The sequence below is a fragment of the Gardnerella bretellae genome, from assembly GCF_048545135.1.
In the GTDB taxonomy this organism is placed as follows: domain Bacteria; phylum Actinomycetota; class Actinomycetes; order Actinomycetales; family Bifidobacteriaceae; genus Bifidobacterium; species Bifidobacterium greenwoodii.
Genome location: NZ_JBKQXU010000001.1, coordinates 23,359 through 40,354 on the forward strand (window position 1 = coordinate 23,359; position 16,996 = coordinate 40,354).

Consider the following 16,996-nt stretch of genomic DNA (forward strand, 5'->3'; position numbering starts at 1 on the left):
ACAAAAACGTGCCGGCGTACAATTTAATACGTCGGCACGTTTTGTTTTATCTCTAGTTTTGCTTCTTTATTTGACTACAGTGTTGTAGCGACTCTAAAGAATTTCATTATTCTCAATATCCATTCAGGCATAATAAAAGTGACGTGCTTTTGTTCGTTAGAGTGGTTCTCTATAATTGGATGCTCCAAATCAAAGTATTCAAGTACGTCTTCGCCGTTATCGAATTTTCTATCAATTTCTTCTCCGCTTATTTCTCTACTTTTTGTGGTGTTTTTCATAATACTGTTCCTCCTTCTTGCGCGATCTTCTTACAGAAATAATACGAATTCGATTATTTCTTTTTGTTATTACTGCAGTCCAATATTTACTGTCTATCTTTCCAAAAACTAAGTAGCGAGAGTTGTCGTTTCCTGAATTTTTGGATTTTATTTCAGCTGTTTCATTGTTCCACAGTATTTGGGCTCTTTTGAAACTGATACCGTGTTTAGCTAAATTTTTTAAGCTTTTTGCAGGATCGTACTCAAAATTCATACTCACCTTCTATCGTCTATTTTAACGTAAAATAGCATCAATTGAAACTATTTTTGATTGATGTTGTTTTAGGTATCGTAAATGCTTTAATTTAGCTTTCCTAGATTTCTTACGCATTGTGGTTAAAGGCTATTTATAGAAGCAAGCGCTACCGCATTGGGTCGCTTTTCGCGCTACGCTTAAGCGAAAAGCGAGTCAATGCGACACCCCGTTTTCTATGGGTTCCTATAGTGTCGATAAGACAACAATACAAATTTTTACTCGATTTGTATTTTGCGTTAATTTATATTGCATGATATTCAAAAAGAAAGTGCAGGTGACGAAATGAGTAAAGATGAGAAGGGTCGGTGTATTTCGTTCACGCTATAAGCGTGATTCATCTGGCGTCACCGTTCTTGCAAGAACTAATACCGGCATTGTTGCTGGAACTGTAATTATTGCTATTTTTGCGATTTTGGCTATTTTTGCCGACGTTTTTACAACAATTACTGGCAATAATCCTTACTCTGAGCATCCGGAAATATTAGATTCCAACTCAGTTCCAGTAGGCCAGGGGGGTATTAGTTTCCAACATTGGTTCGGTGTAACTCCGCTTCGTGGTCTTGATATTTTCGCGATTATTTCGCATGGAGCGCGCGTTTCTCTTGGGATTGGCATTGCTTCTACTGTAATTTCGCTATTTCTTGGCATTCTAATCGGCATGATTGCAGGGTACTTCGGTGGTTTCGCAGACACTTTGCTTTCGCGCACGATGGATGTGTTCTTCGGTTTTCCATTCCTGATTTTTGCGATTGCTTTGTCTGCAGTTGTGCCGCAAAATTTCCCGCGGCCGATTCTGCTAACGCTCGTTTTAGGCTTTTTTGGCTGGCCAAGCATCGCTCGTTTGGTTAGAGCGCAAACGCTTTCGCTAAAATCTCGCAATTTCACTGTGGCTTCTTACGTAATGGGTGCGAACACATGGCATATTTTGCGTGAGCAGATAATGCCGAATATGTTGCCTCTTCTTTTGGTGAATGTGACTTTTCTTATTCCTGGTCGCATTGGAGCGGAGGCTGCGTTGTCGTTCCTTGGTGTGGGCATGAATCCGCCTTCGCCTTCGTGGGGACGCGCTATTGCGGATGCAGTTCAGTGGGTTTTGGTTGATCCTTGGTATCTTCTTTTCCCTGGAATTGCGCTGTTCTTGCTTACTTTCGGCTTTAATCTTGTTGGCGACGGTTTGGCTAGTGCTCTTCAGCCGCGAGCTTCCAAAAAGGCGGTGACGGAATGAGTAACAAGCAAAATACTCAAAATACGCAGAATGCGCAAAGTGCGCAACAAAATATAATCAATACACCGAAAATCAGCATTAATAAATCTGCTGCCAATTCGCGAATAATCGGCAAGATTTCCGATTTTCTTGTTTTTATTGGCAAGCGCGCAGCGAGCGCAATACTTGTTTTAACGCTGATTGCAGTAGTGCTATTCCTTATTTTCTTTATGCTTCCTGCCAATCCTGCGCAACTTGCTTGCGGAAAGCCGTGCACTCCTGAACGTTTGGCACGAGTTTCCGCATTTATGGGCACGGACGCGCCTTGGTATGAGCAACTTGGCAGTTATATTCGTGGCATATTCTTCGGGCGCAAGTTCACAGATAGTTCTGGAGCTACTATCGTGTGCGCTGGTCCATGCTTAGGATGGTCGTTTACGCTAAACGAGCCTGTAACTAATCTTATTATGAGTCGTTTCGTGGTAACTGCTTCGTTGACAACTGGTGCTGCGGTTCTTTGGCTTACTGTGGGCGTTGCAACTGGAGTTATTTCTGCTGCAAAAGAAGGATCTTTTATTGACCGCGCGCTTCGAGCGCTTTCGTCTGTAGGGATTTCATCTCCAGCGTATTTAATTGGAATGCTTGCAATACTTGCTTTTGCAGTTTATTTGCCGATTTTTCCTACGGGTGGTTACGTAAGTTTTGCGGAAAGTCCTTTAGATTGGCTTCAGCATTTGCTTCTTCCGTGGCTTGTTTTGGCGCTTCTTAACGCGGCATACTATACGCGACTTACTCGCGCTCACATGCTTGACGAGTTGCAGCAGGATTATATGCGTACTGCTTTAGCTAAGGGCATGCCGCGTTCGAAAGCTATAACGCGTCACGCGATGCCTAATGCGATGCTTCCTGTGCTGACTATGTTTGGCTTGGATTTGGGCGGTTTGCTTGGTGGTGCTGTAATAACTGAGAGCGTTTTCTCTATGCAAGGTTTGGGTTCGCTGCTTCTTGATTCGGTGAAAAATCTTGATTTGCAGGTGCTGGTTGGTGTGACGCTGTTTGCGGCTGCGCTTGTGATTGTTGCGAATCTTGTGGTTGACGTCTGTTATCGTTTCGTCGATCCTCGTGCCGCAGTCTGTTAGTGGATTCGCGTGCTCATAAATTAACATAACTCTTCAAAAGCTTCATAAGCGACATTTTCTTTACTGCTGTGTAAAGAAAATAACGAAATCTCGCTAAAAAACGATTTTTTCTGTACATGCACGTAAAGAAAAAATCGGGATTAAGTCGATAGTTGACATTTTGAAGAGTCAAATTACAAATTCAAAAAAATACTAATAAATATAAGGGGATTATTATGTTCACTTTTAAAACTACAACTAAAACTACAAATAAAAATACAAACAAAGATTCAGGCATAACTTCAGTCGTAACTTCAAGCGCGACTGCAATTTCGAAGAAGTTTGTTGCGTCGCTTGCAGCTTTTTCGTTGCTTCCGATTTCGCTACTCTCGTTACTTTCACTTTCTGCTTGCGGAAGTGCCAGCTCTACAAAATCTAGCGTTACCAACGCTTCCGCGCTAAATTCCAATCCGCAAAAAGGTGGCAGTCTTACGGTATTTACGTCGAATACCAATATGAATTTCGATCCAGCTCGCAGCCAAGGTTTGCCGATTACGTCGAATAATTTCATATTCCGCGCGCTTACTACGTGGAAAGTAAGTCCGGATTTAAGCAAGCAAACGCGCGTAGTTCCAGATTTGGCAACTGATACTGGCACCACAAGCGACGGCGGCAAAACTTGGAAGTACACGCTTAAGAAGGGTGTCAAGTACGAAGATGGAAGTGAGATTACTTCGCGCGATATTAAATTCGGCATTGAGCGCTCTTTTGCTGATTCTTTAAGCGGCGGTTTTAGCTATCATAAGACTCTTCTTGTTGGTGGAGAAAATTATGACGGTCCTTTTAGTGGAAAGTCGCTTGATTCCATTGAAACTCCAGACGATCAAACTATTATTTTCCACTTAAAAGCTCCGTTTGCAGATTGGCCTTGGGTTGCGTCTTTGGCAGCATTTGTGCCAGTTCCAACGAATTCTGGCGACGCGCAAACGTATTCAAAGCATCCTAAAGCTTCCGGACCATACCGAATTGTGCAAAACGAAGTCGGCAAAAAAGTTGTTATGCAGCGTAATAAGTATTGGGATTCAAAGCTTGACAGCATTCGCACAGCCGGTCCTAATGAGATTGTTTGGAAGCTTGGTTCGGATGCTACTGTTGCGGCTCAGTCGATGATTCAAGGAAATTCGGATACAAAATCCGCATTTTTGGCTGATTTCGTGCCGCCTGCTCAACTTGCGCAGGCTCAAGCAAACCCTAAGTCACGAAGCTTGCTCATTACAAGTAGTGACGGTGCTCTTGAATATTTGGCTATGAATACGCGCAGAATAACGGACGTCAATGTTCGAAAAGCGATTCAGTATGCTGTTGATAAGCAGTCGTACCGCACGGCGAAGGGCGGCTCAATTGCTGGCGGTTTTGCAACAACGCTTATTACGCCTGGTATTTCGGGCAGGAAGCAGTTTAATTTGTATGCTACAGATCCACGCGGAGACGTTGAGAAAGCTAAACAACTGTTGAAAAAATCAGGTAAAACTGATATTAAATTGATTCTGATTGCTCGTCCGGATCAAACGCAAGTGGCATCTTCTGTGCAATCAAGTTTAAAGCGAGCTGGTATTAAAGTGACGATTAAAACTGTTGACGCAGTAAACTTTACGGATGCAATCACGTCAAATTCCGGAGATTACGATTTGGCTTTGGCTTCGTGGCAGCCTGATTTTCCTTCTGCTTTTGCGAATTTGGGACCGCTTTTTGATTCTTCGCAAATTGGCGGCGGTAACTGGAATATTTCTCGCTACGAAAATCCTAAAGTAGATGCCCTGCTTAGAAAAGCAATACAAACTGTTGACTCGCACGAAGCGGAAAAATTGTGGCAGCAAGCAGACCGCACTATTATGGCTGATTCTCCGGTTGTGCCGCTTATTTACTCGCATAACACGTTTATTCACGGAAGTGGCGTGGAGAATTTCTACATCGGAAGTTTCCCTGCGTACCCAAATTACGCCGCTGTATCTTTGAAGAGGTGATTAGTTGTGACTGGTGCGAAAGAAGAAGTTGTTATAAGTGTCGACGGAATGTCGATTTCGATTGGCGGCCGTCAAATTACGCGAGATGTATCGTTACGTATGAGTGCGGGCGAAGTTTCGGCTTTAGTGGGTGAGTCCGGCTCCGGAAAGTCGCTTACTGCGCTGGCTCTTATGGGTTTGCTTTCAGACTCTGCGAAAGTTGAAGGAAGCGCGCTTCTTAACGCTACTTATGCCAACGAATCTGCCATAGATTTACTAAGCGAAAATGCGCCTTACGATCTGATTCGCGGTGGAATGATTGGCATGATTTTTCAGGAGCCGTCCAGCGCGTTTAATCCTGTGAAAACAATTGGCAAGCAAATAGAAGAAGCGCTAATATATCATCCTGAAAAAGCAGGAAAACTTAGCCAAAGAGAGCGTAAGAAGCGTGTGATTTCGCAGCTTCTCGAGGTTGAGTTGAGTGATGCTAAGCGTGTGTATCGTTCTTATCCACATGAGCTTTCTGGCGGCCAACTCCAGCGTGCGATGATTGCTATGGCTTTAATAAATCGTCCACAAGTTTTGATTGCGGACGAGCCTACAACAGCACTCGACATCACTACGCAACGAGATATTTTACGTCTTATACGTAATTTGTCGGAGAAATTACATCTTGCTGTGTTAATTATTACGCATGATATGAGTGTTGTGCGCGCGCTCGCGGATGAAATGTATGTAATGCAAGGCGGGAATATTGTTGAATCTGGCGAAGTTCAGCATATTTTTGCGAATCCTAAGCACGAATATACGCGCACTTTGCTAGATTCTGTTCCTAAATTTGATATGCAATATGCTTCAAGTGGTGATTCTTATGAAAGTATAGAAGAAGTAGCAAAAGCGATTGCTAAGAATATTGCTAATAATATTGCTAAAAATATTTCTGAATCTCCAGAATCTGAATCTCCAGTAGTTGAAGTTCAAGGCGTAAGTGTGAAGTATTCGCATGCTCGTTTTAGCAAAGATTCAAATAAGCTTGCTCTCGCTAACGCAAACTTGCGCATTAACTCTGGTTCTACACTAGCTTTAGTCGGGGAGTCTGGAGCTGGAAAAACCACTATTGCAAAGCTTATTTCTGGGCAAATCAAACCAAATTCAGGATTAGTGCTACTTAATGGAGAAAACTTAAACAGATTAAACAGTAAAGCTCGCCGCCAAGCATTATCGCGAATTGGATACGTTTTTCAAGATTCAGGTTCCGCACTAAATCCGCGTAAAACCATTGGCTGGAGTATTGCAGAACCGTTACTTTTACACACGAATCTTGATGCCAATGAGCGTTTAGAGCGCGTTAAAGAAATGCTTAATCAAGTACAAGTGCCAGTTGAATTCGCAAGCCGTTTCCCTCACGAGCTTTCCGGAGGTCAAAGACAGCGCGTAGGTATTGCGCGAGCGTTGATTTTACAGCCTTCTCTGCTTATTGCGGATGAGCCAACTTCTGCGTTGGACGTTACAGTGCAGAGGCGTGTGTTGAATTTGTTGCGTGATTTACAACAAAAGTACAATTACGCGTGCTTGTTTATTACGCATGATTTGGGAGTTGTGCAGGAGATTGCTGACGAAGTTGCCATAATTAGAAATGGCAGCATTCAATATATTTCGTAGTATGTTTTCCTAGTATGTTGAGGCTCGCCATTAGAATCGTAAGCGTTTTTAGGAGGTAGTCTATGGCATCGTCGGCAGCAATTGGCGTTTTTGATTCGGGGCTTGGAGGCATTTCCGTAGCTCGTCAGTTGCATGCTGCTCTTCCGCATGAGCGAATCATCTATTTTGGCGACTCTGCCAACGCTCCATACGGCATTAAAACTCCCGAGGAAGTTAAAAAGCTAAGCTTCGCAATTGTTGATCATTTTGTTCGTCTAAATGTAAAAGCCATCGTAATTGCTTGCAACACCGCCACTTCCGCAGCTGTGAACGATTTGCGCGCGAACTACAATATACCTATCATAGGTATGGAGCCGGCGCTTAAATTAGCTTGCGATTTAGGCAAAGGCGAGTCTCAGCGCGTAATTGTGGCCGCAACTGAGCTTACTTTGCGCGAGCACAAGTTTGCGGATTTGCTGCAGCGTTTTTCTAAAAATCATACGATTTTTTCTCAAGCTTGCCCTGATTTAGTGCGTATTGTTGAGCGTGGCGAGCTTAATAATCGCAATATTGTTTTTGCAGCTCTTCACAAGTATTTCGACGAGTATGATTTAGAAAGTATTGATTCGGTTGTGCTTGGCTGCACTCATTTTGTGTTCTACCGCGATTATTTCCGCGAATTTTTGCCTGCGCGCACGAATATTGTTGACGGTAACGAAGGCACGATCAATCATCTTCAAAAAATTCTGGAAGATTTAGGCGAGCTTGCAAGTGAATCTCAGGAAGGCTCAATTACGCTTACTAATTCGGATACTAGCGAGCGCATGCAGCAACTTGCAAAAAGCTTGTGTAAGTAGTCTTATATTTGAGCTTTAGTATTTTACTAAAAAATTACTTTTGCATACTGGCTTAAAATCAGCGTAACTAATGCCGCAATCCACAGCACGTCAACTAGTAGGTCGTATCGCAAACGGTAGTAGCTTTCAACCCACGTAAAACGCTTAACAAGTAGCTTTTGCGAGCTTACGCTTGCGTGCGTCAACGACATAAATTGCATTGTTGTGGAGAACATGAGCACAATGCACCACGGGCACAGAGCGTGAATCACGAACATAGATTGTGAGAACAGCCAGTAAGAGTAGGCGAGCGCGCATAATCCGCCAATCCAAGTGCAGATTGCGAACCAGCGCGGCACGCAAACGCGAATCATTCCAATAACAGCAAGTGTTACGAACACGCTTTCTGCAGCAATTCCAAAGAATGCGTTTGGGAAGCTTAATTCGCCGAATTTCACAATTTCTGCCTGCCAAGCTTGTGAAACGCGAGAGCAGGAGACAACGGTGTTAAAGTCGCAGCTAAGTAATTTTTTCGGTGCGCGCGCCAAAGCAAGCGTTTCTGCGGAAAGAATAAGCGATGTTATAAGCGCCACTGCGGAAAAGAACAGCATTATGCCGTAAGTCCACAAAGAGGAGTGTCTCCATCCGCGCAGTGTTGTTTCGTATTCTTCTTGCGCCGTGCTGGTCTGCTCCATTTACGCTCCTAAAATTTACCGATAACGAATTATTAACAATGGGAATAATAGCAAATAATAGCGAATGATTATGAGTGCGTATTTATTTCTCTTTACATAGCACAGTTTACGATGATTATATGACCGAAAATAGCAACGAACAATGCGACGCATTTGATTATGCGAATGCTAGTAGCACGCATCTTACGCTGGCTGCGCGCGAACGCTGGGATTTGCACTGTCACACCGTTTATTCTGACGGCACTGCCATTCCAGAAGATTTGATTATGCAAGCTAAGCTCGCTGGTTTGCATGGAGTTGCTATTACCGATCATGACACTACTGCAGGTTGGGATGATTTTCGCGCTGCGGCTAAGGTTTCGAATATGCCCGTGCTTTTTGGTTCGGAAATTACTGCTCAAGATGCTGGAGTTTATGTGCACATGCTCGCATACCAGTACAATCCGCAAAATAGCATGATTGTGAGCATGTTTGAGCTTACTCGTAAGTATCGCTTTGAGCGCACAAAGCACATGGTTGAGCGCATTTCTAACGATTTTCCGATTACTTGGGATGATGTTTTAGCTCAAGCTAAGCTTGGTGATTTGACCACAATTGGCAGACCACATATTGCGGATGCTTTGGTTAAAGCCGGCGTTTTTCGCACGCGCTCCGAGGCTTTTGCTGGCCCTGTTTCTCCGCAAAGCAAGTACTATATTCCAACGCCTTCGCCGAATGTGCGTGAGGTTATTGATGCGGTTAAGAACGCTGGGGGAGTTGTTGTGATTGCGCATCCGGCGGATCCTGCGCGTAATCGTGTGCTTCTTTCAGACGATCAGATTATATCGTTTGCAAAAGCTGGTCTTGACGGTTTAGAAGTGTATCATCGCGGAAATTCTAAAGATCAGCGTCAGCGTTTGCTTGATTTGGCGCAAAAGTGCGATTTGCTTGTAACAGGCGGCTCGGATTGGCATGGCTCAGGCAAACCAAACCGCCTGGGTGAAGAAACAACTAGCCGCGAAGTGGTGTCGGAAATAATTTCCCGCGGCTATAAGCTCTAAATCTTTTAGTTGAGGGCGCTGAAGCCTACTGAATGCTTTGGAGTGTCGCCGATTAGCGCGTAAGACAATGACGATGCTGAAATCATAATCGTACGACCGTTTACATCAGTAAACTCAAGCATATCTTTTGCATCGCTAATAATTGTGCGCACTTCGTCCGCGCTCTGGTTTGTTTCAAAATCAATTGAATCGGAAACGTTTTTTAATCCCAGCACTACTCGCATGCCGTCCTCCTATAAGTACTATAAACTACTTTCTTCTTCAGCGTCGCGCTTTGCTCGCTCTTCGCGCTCGTGAAGAGGAATAATAACCGTTTCTGGCTTATCGTCTTCTTCTTGTGCGGAAGTTTTTTCAGGGTCTGCCTCTTCTTCAGCGTTCGCACCTGGCTCAGCGTCTGCTTCTGTTTCAGCATTCGTATCTGACTCAGCAACTGTCTCTGACTCAGCGTCTGCTGCTTCAACATTTGCAACGCCATCTTCTGATTCTAATTCTGATTCTGCTTCAGTTTCTGCAGCGTCAGCATTATCATTTGAAGACTTAGCCTCAACATGCGTAATTACTTGAGTTGCCGTATCGTCCGCAATATGCGCGGCCTTTTCAGCTTCTTCGTTGCTAGAAGAATTAGTTACAGCGTACTGAACTGTGCGCTCGTGAGTATCGTCGTTTTCGGCAGCTTCGCGCGCGACTTTTGTGTTCTGATCGCTATCTTTAGAAACATTTCCTTCAACCGTAATATCGCGCTCATTGGTTTCGTCTCCATTTGCGGTATTTGCGGAATTTGCAGCATTTTCAGAAGAATTATTTTGCAAAATTTGGCGACTTTTTGTGTTGTCGTTTTCAAGAAGCGTGCCAACAGTAATAGTAGAAGCAGGGCTTCCAGCAGAGTGAGTTTTAGCGGCTTGAGCATTGCTAATACGGCTAAGCTCGTGCGCTAAACGTTCCACCTGCGCCTTAAAACGCATAATACTTGTTGTGTCTGCACGCTGCAAAGCCTGAATAAAATCTCCAACTTGCTCCATTTGCAGCCACAAATTCGCTCGAAGCATAATCAAACTATCGAGACGAGATCCCATCATCCTGCCGTATGCAGAAAGTACTGCGTTTCTGCGCTGTTCGTTGAGTTTTGCAAAAATCCAAGCCAAATCTCGAGCAGGATCGTTAATTTGCATTCCCTGCCAATTTGTTACGGCAGTAATAGTAGATCCTGAAAACAGAATATCTCCGTCAACAAAGCCGCCGTGTACTGGGCATGTTTCAAATGACCACAATCCTTCAGTTTCCAACACTCTGGACCAGCTGTCCGTAATTTCTGTTGGAATGTGACCTGCTTGACGAAGCCTTTTAATCCAACCGGTTAACTGTGCTCGAATTTGGCCAGTAGTAAAAGCAGGATATTTTCCGCGAGTTACGAAGCTAGGTCGAAGTCTGTGAATTGCGCCGATTGCAGTTCCAACATTTGCGCAATCATCCGTTGTAAGAAGACGCAAGTCGCGCGCGCTTCCTTCAAGATGCTCGCAAATAAGCACAGTGTCATTGTCATTTTCGTCGGAAATAATGCTAGACATTTGCATAGTCTGCTTAAGATTTGCGCTATCTGCATTATTTGTAGCATTCGCGGTTGCAGTATTGTTTTCTTCGCCTTCGCGTTTTCCTGGAATAAACGTAAGCATAGTGTCGTACGCAAATCCCAAAGCTGCTAAATCTTTGCTGTGCTCAAGCGTCCATGCTGCACGAGCTCGGTCGCGCAAGCGCTTGCGACCCTTGTTTTCTGCACTAATAAAAATGTCATAAAGCTTACCTGAAACATCTTGCACAACGGCGTGAGAAATTCCAGCCGCGGTATCAGTGGCATTAACTTGCTCACTTTGGCGCGTTCCTGCAAACTGTACTTCGGGCATGGCTGCAGATGCCAGTGCTGCCAACTTGAATCTACTGAGTTGTGTCACACTCCCACAGTAATACAAAGCACCGAAATTTTGCCAATTTTTCGTAAGTTATACACATGTTTTTATTCAGCTTGCACAAGCGTCGTTATTGCTGCCACAATAGTAGGTATGAATTATTCGCCAGAAACCTCGCAAGTGACTTCGCAAGTGACCTCGCAAGTGACTTCGCAAGTGACTTCTTCTAAACTTTCGCAAGTGCCTTCTCCAGAAGCTCTTTTAGATGGTTTGGATGATTCGCAGCGTTTAGCTGCCACGGCAGTAGAAGGTCCGGTGCGCATTATTGCTTGCGCTGGAGCTGGTAAGACGCGCACTATTACGCGTCGAATTGCGTATGCTTGCGCTAGCGGTAAGTGGGATGCTGAAAGAGTTTTGGCAGTTACTTTTTCTGTAAAAGCTGCTGCGGAAATGCGCTCTAGAATCGAGGCTCTTGGCGTTAAAAATATTGGTTGTGTTGCAACTTTTCACTCGGCTGCATTGCAGCAGATTCGTAGCGTGTGGAGTGAAGTTTGTTCAGCTCCTTTTCCGTCTATTATGGAAGATCCTAAGCAAATAATATCTGCAGCTCTTAAGCGTTACCCAGAGTTTGATGGCTTAACTTTGCTGCAAGCTCGAGATATTTTGGCGGAAATCAACTGGTCTAAAGTTTCGCTTATTGCGCCGGATGATTATATTCGCGCTTGTGCTGCAACTCATCGCCTGCCTCCTGCAGGATTAGAACCGCAGCAATTCGTTGACGTTTACGAAGCTTACGAAACAGAAAAAAATTCGCATAATTGTATTGATTTTAACGATATTCTTTTGCTTGCATGTCATATTTTGCGAAATTTTCCGGAATCTTCTAGGCGTATTCGTCAATCAATTGGTTGGATTACAGTCGACGAATATCAGGATGTGTCTCCTTTACAGCATGAATTGTTGCGGTTGTGGATGGGGCAGAATCGTGATATTTGCGTAGTGGGCGACCCTGCTCAAACTATCTACTCGTTTGCCGGCGCAAGTAGCTACGATTTGTTAGCTTTTCCGCAAGAATTTGCTCCAATAAGTGCAGATATTAGTTTGAATACGGATTATCGTTCCACAGAGCGCATAGTTGGTATTGCTAATCGCGTGCTTGCTTCTTCGCCGTATAAGCGTGACTACGTAAAAGTTAAGTCTCTTACTAAAGGCGGTACTCGTGTTTCGCAGCAGGTTTTTGCGACTGATGTTGATGAAGCTTTAGGTGTGGTCAATCAAATTGCAAAGCTTGTAAAAAGCGGCGTTGCTAATCCGGGAGATTGCGCAATACTAACGCGCACTAACGCTCAGCAGCAGGTTATTTGCAAAGCTTTGAAATTTGCCAAAATGCCGTATCGAGTGAGAAGAGACGTTGGCTGGCAGCGAAATGTTCTGGAAGACGCGCAAACCCCGGCTTCTTTAGATGCGGGTGATGCTTCTAAAACGCTTGATATTTCAACAGTTACGGTTTCTACTATTCACGCAGTTAAGGGTTTGGAGTTTGCGCACGTTTATGTGGTTGGTTGCTCGGAAGGCTTAATACCATTCGGTTCTGCTTCTACAGATGAAGATATAGAAGAGGAGCGCAGACTTATGTATGTTGCTGTGACTCGTGCTGAAAAAACGCTTCACCTGTCTTACGCTTGCCGAAAAGAGGGAAGCGCGGGGATGAATCGCGCTCCTAGTCGCTTCTTGGCTTGATCTAGTTTTCGTCGTCTTTCTTCTTTTTGCGCTCTTCTTCCTCAAGTAGCTTGCTAAAGTCGGCATCCCAATTTTCGCTACTGCTAGTACCTAAGCTAGTATCTAAGACTTCGCTGCTATTTGCGTCCACGTTTTTGCTACTATTTTCATGATTAGATTCGCTACCATCTTCCTTCGCGTTTTCGCTAGTTTCCTGCAAAGTTGGTAGCAAATCCGGGTGACTCCACAAACTATCTCGCTTATCAATTCCGCGCTCTTGAGTAATCTTTTCCCACAATTTAGTTGCTTCTCTCATTCGGCGAGGTCTAAGTTTCAATCCCAAAAGCGATTCGAAAGTCACTTCTGCCGGGCCTCCTGCAGCGCGCTCGCGACGCATCATTTCTCGCAACTGTTCAATATGCACAATATGAGCCATTCCAGCCTGCCAAGTAACGCAATCAACCCATCCTTCAACAAGCGCAAGCAGTGTTTCTAAACTGTGCAATGCTTGACGCTGCTCCTCAGAATCGTTGCTACCAATATTCTGCAAATTTACAGCACCCGAAATTGCTTCCGGATTCATAGTTTCCACGTCGCGAAGTTGTTCTTCCATCGCCTCTAAATCAATGTTTATTCCGTTTGCGTACTTAATAATCAGCGACTCAAATCGCGGCATAAGCCATGGCACGGATGCGAATAGTCTTGCGTGAGCTGCTTCTCGCAAAGCCAAATAATTCATGACTTCTGTAATATCTAACTCCCACACTTTTGCGTATTCAATGCAGTTGTATGGAATTAAGCCTCCAGCAGGATTTTGCAATAACGCAAGTCCTTGATCAAAACTTCCGTGTACTTCGTGCGAAAGTGCGCCTGCAGCTTGACCTAATTGCATAGCAAAGGAAGTGTTTCCGAGTAGTTTCATTAGTTGCGACGGATTATTCATTCCTTCAGGCAGCGGAATTGGCACAACTCCTGCAAAAAGTCCTTTTACTTCAGCATCGTCCACATCGCGCAATCTCTCCTCAATAACAGAAGTAAGCGCTTCGTTCACGGATTTTGCAACAGGATTTGCGAATTTTACCCATGATCCGAGTGTTCCTTCAACCCAATCTGCTCTTGAAAGTACCGCTGGTGTTCCTGGAGCAGGGTTGAAATTGCACGTAATATCTAGCCACAAATTTGCTTGGCTTAGCGCACGCCTAGCTGAGTCAGCAACTTCTGCATTTACGTTGCCTTGATCTCCGGTTGCTCGTTGTAATGCAATTGATTGCGCAAGTTTTTGGTTAATTGGCCCTTCTTCAAGTGTTGCTTCCATTTCATTAGGATTATTTAGTCCTCCCGCGCTGAAAGCTTGCATCATGCTACGAACTTCGTCCGGTTTAGGAAGCTTATCTGGATTCTGATTTAAGAGTTGTTCGCGCAACTCAAAAGGAAGTTGTTCAAGTTGTTTCCATGCTTCTTCGCCTTGTATTGGCCCAAAGCATTCAATAAGCCACTGGTGAATTGCATCATCGTTCATGAGTTCATCCTTTTGCTGCGGTTTCAAGCAAATATGTTTTATATATTATGTTTTATGCATTATATTTTGCATTATATTTTGCTTTATTTGCATTATAAGTCAAATACAAAATTAAATTAATCTATATAGGGCTTGTGTAATGATACAAACATGCTTGGCTTTTCTAAACGTTTGCGCATATTTAGTAGGTTATCAGGTAGATTGCTAACATTTGCGAAGCAGTTAATTTTGTATATTGATTCACATTCTTTGCGCTATTTTGCGGGATTTTTCGCCGTAGTAGTTGCGTTAATTGCGCTGATGCTACCAAGTGCGTATGTTGTAGAAGAGCCGGGGCCTACTCAGGATGTGCTTGGTGTTTCTGGAAATTCAAAGCTTCCTGTAATTCAAATACTTTCAAATCATGCAAAGCATAAAGATAGCGGAAAATTATTAATGCTCACTGTTAATACTTCTGGAGTTCCAGGGTATGAAGTTTCAACATTTTACGCGCTTATTTCGTGGCTGGATCCTCAAAAAGAGATAATTCCTCGCGAAGCAATTGTTCCTGTTGGCCAGAATGCAGATGATTACGATAAAGAATCCGAACACGAAATGGACAATTCGCAGGATGTTGCGCAAAACGTTGCTTTACAATACGCCTCTAAGCATCTTGGAATTAATACTAAGGGTGTGAAGTTGCGTTTGCATATTGAAGATGTTGGTGGTCCTTCTGCAGGAATGATGTATACGCTTGGAATTTTAGATAAGCTTACGCCTGAAAGTGAAACTGGCGGTAAAACTATAGCCGGCACTGGAACTATTGAAAAATCGAAGAAAATTGGTGCTATTGGCGGTATTCGTCTAAAAATGATTGCGGCTAAGCGAGATGGTGCTACCTGGTTTTTAGCTCCTAAAGATAATTGCGACGAAGTAGTTGGTCATGTTCCACAAGGTTTGCGAGTTGTTCGAGTTAGTACGATTGATGAAGCTTATAAAGCGTTGAAATCTATAGGTTCTGGCCGTGGCGCAGATAAATTGCCAAGCTGTAGCGCAAAAGATGTAAATACAAAATAAATACAAAATAAGAGAATCTAAATAAAAAAATTTAAATAATAGAATCAAATCGAACAGAAAGTGGGCGATGAGGGACTCGAACCCCCGACATCCACCGTGTAAAGGTGGCGCTCTAGCCAGCTGAGCTAATCGCCCGTTTGCAACAAAGTAAAAACATACATGAAGGTATGTACGAATGCAACGTGTGGCGCGCGTCTCAACAATCGCGTAGAGTATACTCAATGGAAACATGTGCTCAGGAGGTCGATAGTAGATGACTCATAAACCTGATACCGCTCGTAATGCTTCAGGAATGGAGCGTGTGGGTAAGCGTAAGTTAGGATATAACGTCGCACAGGTAGATGCTTTTCTGGAGCGTGCGCACACTTTGTATGAAAGCGATGAGGCTCGACTTACTCAGCAAGACATTCAAGAAGTTTCTTTTGATTTAGAGCGCAATGGTTATGTTATTGGGCAGGTTGATGCTGCACTGTCTCGCTTAGAGCGCGCAGTTGTTGACAAATGCACAGAGCAGGAGATTTCCGAGTGCGGTAGGGTAGCTTGGAAAGCTCGTGCCGAAGAGTTGTATCGTAAGCTTTTGAAGCATGCTCAGCGTGATTATCGTGAACGTTTTGATAACGGTGCTTCTCGTCGACCATCTTATGCTCGTAAGCAAGTAGATATTATGGTTGATCAAGCTTTAGATAAGATTGCGCTTATGCTTGGTCACGAGCTTGAGTGGGAAACCGACGAAAATACTTTGAATGACATCAACTCCACATATGTTTCTAATGTTATTTTCACTCAAAAAACTGGCAAACATGGTTATGATGAGCGTCAGGTTGATTACTACTTGAATGCTTGCGTGCGTTTGTTAAGTAGCTTGGAATCTCTTAAGCGTTTAGACAAGTACGTTGATTCTGATTATTCAGGACATACTCTTGTTGAGGCTATTGCTGCTGCGTCTGCTGCTGAAGATAAGCGCGCGTCCGTTGCGGCTGCTTCTTCTGCGGCTGCTTCTGCCGCTTCTGACGCTCCATCTTTTGCTCCTGCAGCAAAGGTGTCTAGTGCATCTTCTGTAGCTTCTTCTGTAGCTTCTTCTGCAGAAAAGGGCGAAGCTTCAAACGTTTTGCCAAAGATTACTCGCTCTCAATTGGTTCCTAATGTTCCTGATCACGAAAAGCAAAGCATTTTTGCTCCGGTTGATTACAATAATCAACCTTCTAGTGATTCGTTTGAAGCTCTAAATAAGTCTGAGCGCGCAATCTTTACGGCTCATTCTGCAGAAAGCAAGTCCGCAAATCTTGAAGATGAAGATAGTAACGATGAGCTTTTGCAAAGTGCCACAGTAATGCATAATTCCTCTGCTTCCAAGACTGCGCCGCCGAGCGTGCCTCCTGCTTTCCCTCCGGTTTCGCATCGTATGCACGAAGCTGCTGAATCTGCACCTGCACCTGCACCTGCACCTGCACCTGCGTCTTCTATACCATCTTTCCCGCCTGCAGCTCCTGCAAAGCGTGCGTCTGATTCTATGCAAATCCCAGTTACGCATTTAGAGCCTAGCAAGCCATTGAGTTTGGATATTCCGGATCTTTCATTCCCAATAATCGGTCATATTGATGAATCAACTTCTTTCAATAATGATTCAGATAATGACGATACTAATGACGATACTAGCGACGGCTTAGCGTAACCGCTTTTATTTGCTAAGA

The 16,996-nt window shown here is 43.9% G+C and carries 15 protein-coding genes and 1 tRNA gene; 9 read left to right on the forward strand and 7 right to left on the reverse strand.

Going from position 1 to position 16,996, the window contains the following annotated elements; genetic code table 11:
• Positions 1-74 precede the first annotated feature (74 nt).
• Positions 75-278: a hypothetical protein gene (locus tag ACJV7B_RS00055; protein ID WP_004134528.1), complete on the reverse strand. Its 204-nt coding sequence runs from the start codon at positions 276-278 to the stop codon at positions 75-77.
• Complete coding sequence (locus tag ACJV7B_RS00060) at positions 256-531, reverse strand: BrnT family toxin (protein WP_004134531.1); 276 nt, start codon at positions 529-531, stop codon at positions 256-258. The genes ACJV7B_RS00055 and ACJV7B_RS00060 overlap by 23 nt, the downstream gene beginning before the upstream one ends.
• A 334-nt stretch (positions 532-865) precedes the next feature.
• On the opposite strand from ACJV7B_RS00060, the gene ACJV7B_RS00065 reads away from it, so the two are divergent.
• The 5 genes from ACJV7B_RS00065 to murI all read left to right on the forward strand — a co-directional run bounded on the left by ACJV7B_RS00065 (position 866) and on the right by murI (position 7,396).
• Positions 866-1,798, forward strand: a complete 933-nt coding sequence (locus tag ACJV7B_RS00065) for an ABC transporter permease (protein ID WP_375169021.1) — start codon at positions 866-868, stop codon at positions 1,796-1,798.
• Entirely contained in the window at positions 1,795-2,916 is a 1,122-nt protein-coding gene (locus tag ACJV7B_RS00070; RefSeq protein WP_419388656.1) for an ABC transporter permease, read from the forward strand. Before ACJV7B_RS00065 ends, ACJV7B_RS00070 begins: the two co-directional genes overlap by 4 nt.
• 215 nt (positions 2,917-3,131) lie before the next feature.
• Positions 3,132-4,919: an ABC transporter substrate-binding protein gene (locus ACJV7B_RS00075; protein WP_419388657.1), complete on the forward strand. Its 1,788-nt coding sequence runs from the start codon at positions 3,132-3,134 to the stop codon at positions 4,917-4,919.
• Between the two features lie 48 nt (positions 4,920-4,967).
• Complete coding sequence (gene nikE, locus ACJV7B_RS00080) at positions 4,968-6,560, forward strand: nickel ABC transporter ATP-binding protein NikE (RefSeq protein WP_419388799.1); 1,593 nt, start codon at positions 4,968-4,970, stop codon at positions 6,558-6,560.
• Positions 6,561-6,622: 62 nt separating this feature from the next.
• Positions 6,623-7,396, forward strand: a complete 774-nt coding sequence (gene murI, locus ACJV7B_RS00085) for a glutamate racemase (protein WP_419388658.1) — start codon at positions 6,623-6,625, stop codon at positions 7,394-7,396.
• A gap of 26 nt (positions 7,397-7,422) precedes the next feature.
• On the opposite strand, the gene ACJV7B_RS00090 is transcribed toward murI, so the two are convergent.
• Complete coding sequence (locus ACJV7B_RS00090) at positions 7,423-8,070, reverse strand: vitamin K epoxide reductase family protein (RefSeq protein ID WP_375169017.1); 648 nt, start codon at positions 8,068-8,070, stop codon at positions 7,423-7,425.
• Positions 8,071-8,189: 119 nt separating this feature from the next.
• Here ACJV7B_RS00090 and ACJV7B_RS00095 point away from each other — a divergent pair, with 119 nt between their 5' ends.
• On the forward strand, positions 8,190-9,110 hold the full coding sequence (locus ACJV7B_RS00095) for a PHP domain-containing protein (protein ID WP_419388659.1): 921 nt from the start codon (positions 8,190-8,192) through the stop codon (positions 9,108-9,110).
• 5 nt (positions 9,111-9,115) lie between these two features.
• On the opposite strand, the gene ACJV7B_RS00100 is transcribed toward ACJV7B_RS00095, so the two are convergent.
• Positions 9,116-9,334 (reverse strand): DUF3107 family protein, encoded by a 219-nt coding sequence (locus ACJV7B_RS00100; protein WP_004128724.1) that lies wholly within the window; start codon positions 9,332-9,334, stop codon positions 9,116-9,118.
• Between the two features lie 18 nt (positions 9,335-9,352).
• Positions 9,353-11,008: a phosphotransferase gene (locus tag ACJV7B_RS00105; RefSeq protein WP_419388800.1), complete on the reverse strand. Its 1,656-nt coding sequence runs from the start codon at positions 11,006-11,008 to the stop codon at positions 9,353-9,355.
• A gap of 156 nt (positions 11,009-11,164) precedes the next feature.
• Here ACJV7B_RS00105 and ACJV7B_RS00110 point away from each other — a divergent pair, with 156 nt between their 5' ends.
• Positions 11,165-12,751: an ATP-dependent helicase gene (locus tag ACJV7B_RS00110; RefSeq protein WP_419388660.1), complete on the forward strand. Its 1,587-nt coding sequence runs from the start codon at positions 11,165-11,167 to the stop codon at positions 12,749-12,751.
• Between the two features lies 1 nt (position 12,752).
• Here ACJV7B_RS00110 and ACJV7B_RS00115 read toward each other — a convergent pair whose 3' ends face one another.
• Positions 12,753-14,249: a zinc-dependent metalloprotease gene (locus ACJV7B_RS00115; RefSeq protein WP_419388661.1), complete on the reverse strand. Its 1,497-nt coding sequence runs from the start codon at positions 14,247-14,249 to the stop codon at positions 12,753-12,755.
• Between the two features lie 150 nt (positions 14,250-14,399).
• Here ACJV7B_RS00115 and ACJV7B_RS00120 point away from each other — a divergent pair, with 150 nt between their 5' ends.
• Complete coding sequence (locus ACJV7B_RS00120) at positions 14,400-15,305, forward strand: YlbL family protein (protein ID WP_419388801.1); 906 nt, start codon at positions 14,400-14,402, stop codon at positions 15,303-15,305.
• Between the two features lie 61 nt (positions 15,306-15,366).
• Here ACJV7B_RS00120 and ACJV7B_RS00125 read toward each other — a convergent pair.
• Positions 15,367-15,440: transfer RNA gene (locus tag ACJV7B_RS00125), tRNA-Val, on the reverse strand.
• A 118-nt stretch (positions 15,441-15,558) separates the two neighbouring features.
• On the opposite strand from ACJV7B_RS00125, the gene ACJV7B_RS00130 reads away from it, so the two are divergent.
• Positions 15,559-16,977 (forward strand): DivIVA domain-containing protein, encoded by a 1,419-nt coding sequence (locus tag ACJV7B_RS00130; RefSeq protein ID WP_419388662.1) that lies wholly within the window; start codon positions 15,559-15,561, stop codon positions 16,975-16,977.
• Positions 16,978-16,996 lie beyond the last annotated feature (19 nt).

What these genes read in the sequence shown, in the direction of transcription:
- ACJV7B_RS00070 (WP_419388656.1), top strand. Translation starts at nt 1,795, where the DNA reads ATGAGTAACAAGCAAAATACTCAAAATACGCAGAATGCGCAAAGTGCG.
- ACJV7B_RS00105 (WP_419388800.1), bottom strand. Translation starts at nt 11,008, where the DNA reads ATGCCCGAAGTACAGTTTGCAGGAACGCGCCAAAGTGAGCAAGTTAAT.
- ACJV7B_RS00120 (WP_419388801.1), top strand. Translation starts at nt 14,400, where the DNA reads ATGCTTGGCTTTTCTAAACGTTTGCGCATATTTAGTAGGTTATCAGGT.
- ACJV7B_RS00100 (WP_004128724.1), bottom strand. Translation starts at nt 9,334, where the DNA reads ATGCGAGTAGTGCTGGGATTAAAAAACGTTTCCGATTCAATTGATTTT.
- ACJV7B_RS00065 (WP_375169021.1), top strand. Translation starts at nt 866, where the DNA reads ATGAGAAGGGTCGGTGTATTTCGTTCACGCTATAAGCGTGATTCATCT.
- ACJV7B_RS00115 (WP_419388661.1), bottom strand. Translation starts at nt 14,249, where the DNA reads ATGAACGATGATGCAATTCACCAGTGGCTTATTGAATGCTTTGGGCCA.
- ACJV7B_RS00095 (WP_419388659.1), top strand. Translation starts at nt 8,190, where the DNA reads ATGACCGAAAATAGCAACGAACAATGCGACGCATTTGATTATGCGAAT.
- nikE (WP_419388799.1), top strand. Translation starts at nt 4,968, where the DNA reads ATGTCGATTTCGATTGGCGGCCGTCAAATTACGCGAGATGTATCGTTA.
- ACJV7B_RS00090 (WP_375169017.1), bottom strand. Translation starts at nt 8,070, where the DNA reads ATGGAGCAGACCAGCACGGCGCAAGAAGAATACGAAACAACACTGCGC.
- ACJV7B_RS00075 (WP_419388657.1), top strand. Translation starts at nt 3,132, where the DNA reads ATGTTCACTTTTAAAACTACAACTAAAACTACAAATAAAAATACAAAC.
- ACJV7B_RS00110 (WP_419388660.1), top strand. Translation starts at nt 11,165, where the DNA reads ATGAATTATTCGCCAGAAACCTCGCAAGTGACTTCGCAAGTGACCTCG.
- ACJV7B_RS00130 (WP_419388662.1), top strand. Translation starts at nt 15,559, where the DNA reads ATGACTCATAAACCTGATACCGCTCGTAATGCTTCAGGAATGGAGCGT.
- murI (WP_419388658.1), top strand. Translation starts at nt 6,623, where the DNA reads ATGGCATCGTCGGCAGCAATTGGCGTTTTTGATTCGGGGCTTGGAGGC.
- ACJV7B_RS00060 (WP_004134531.1), bottom strand. Translation starts at nt 531, where the DNA reads ATGAATTTTGAGTACGATCCTGCAAAAAGCTTAAAAAATTTAGCTAAA.
- ACJV7B_RS00055 (WP_004134528.1), bottom strand. Translation starts at nt 278, where the DNA reads ATGAAAAACACCACAAAAAGTAGAGAAATAAGCGGAGAAGAAATTGAT.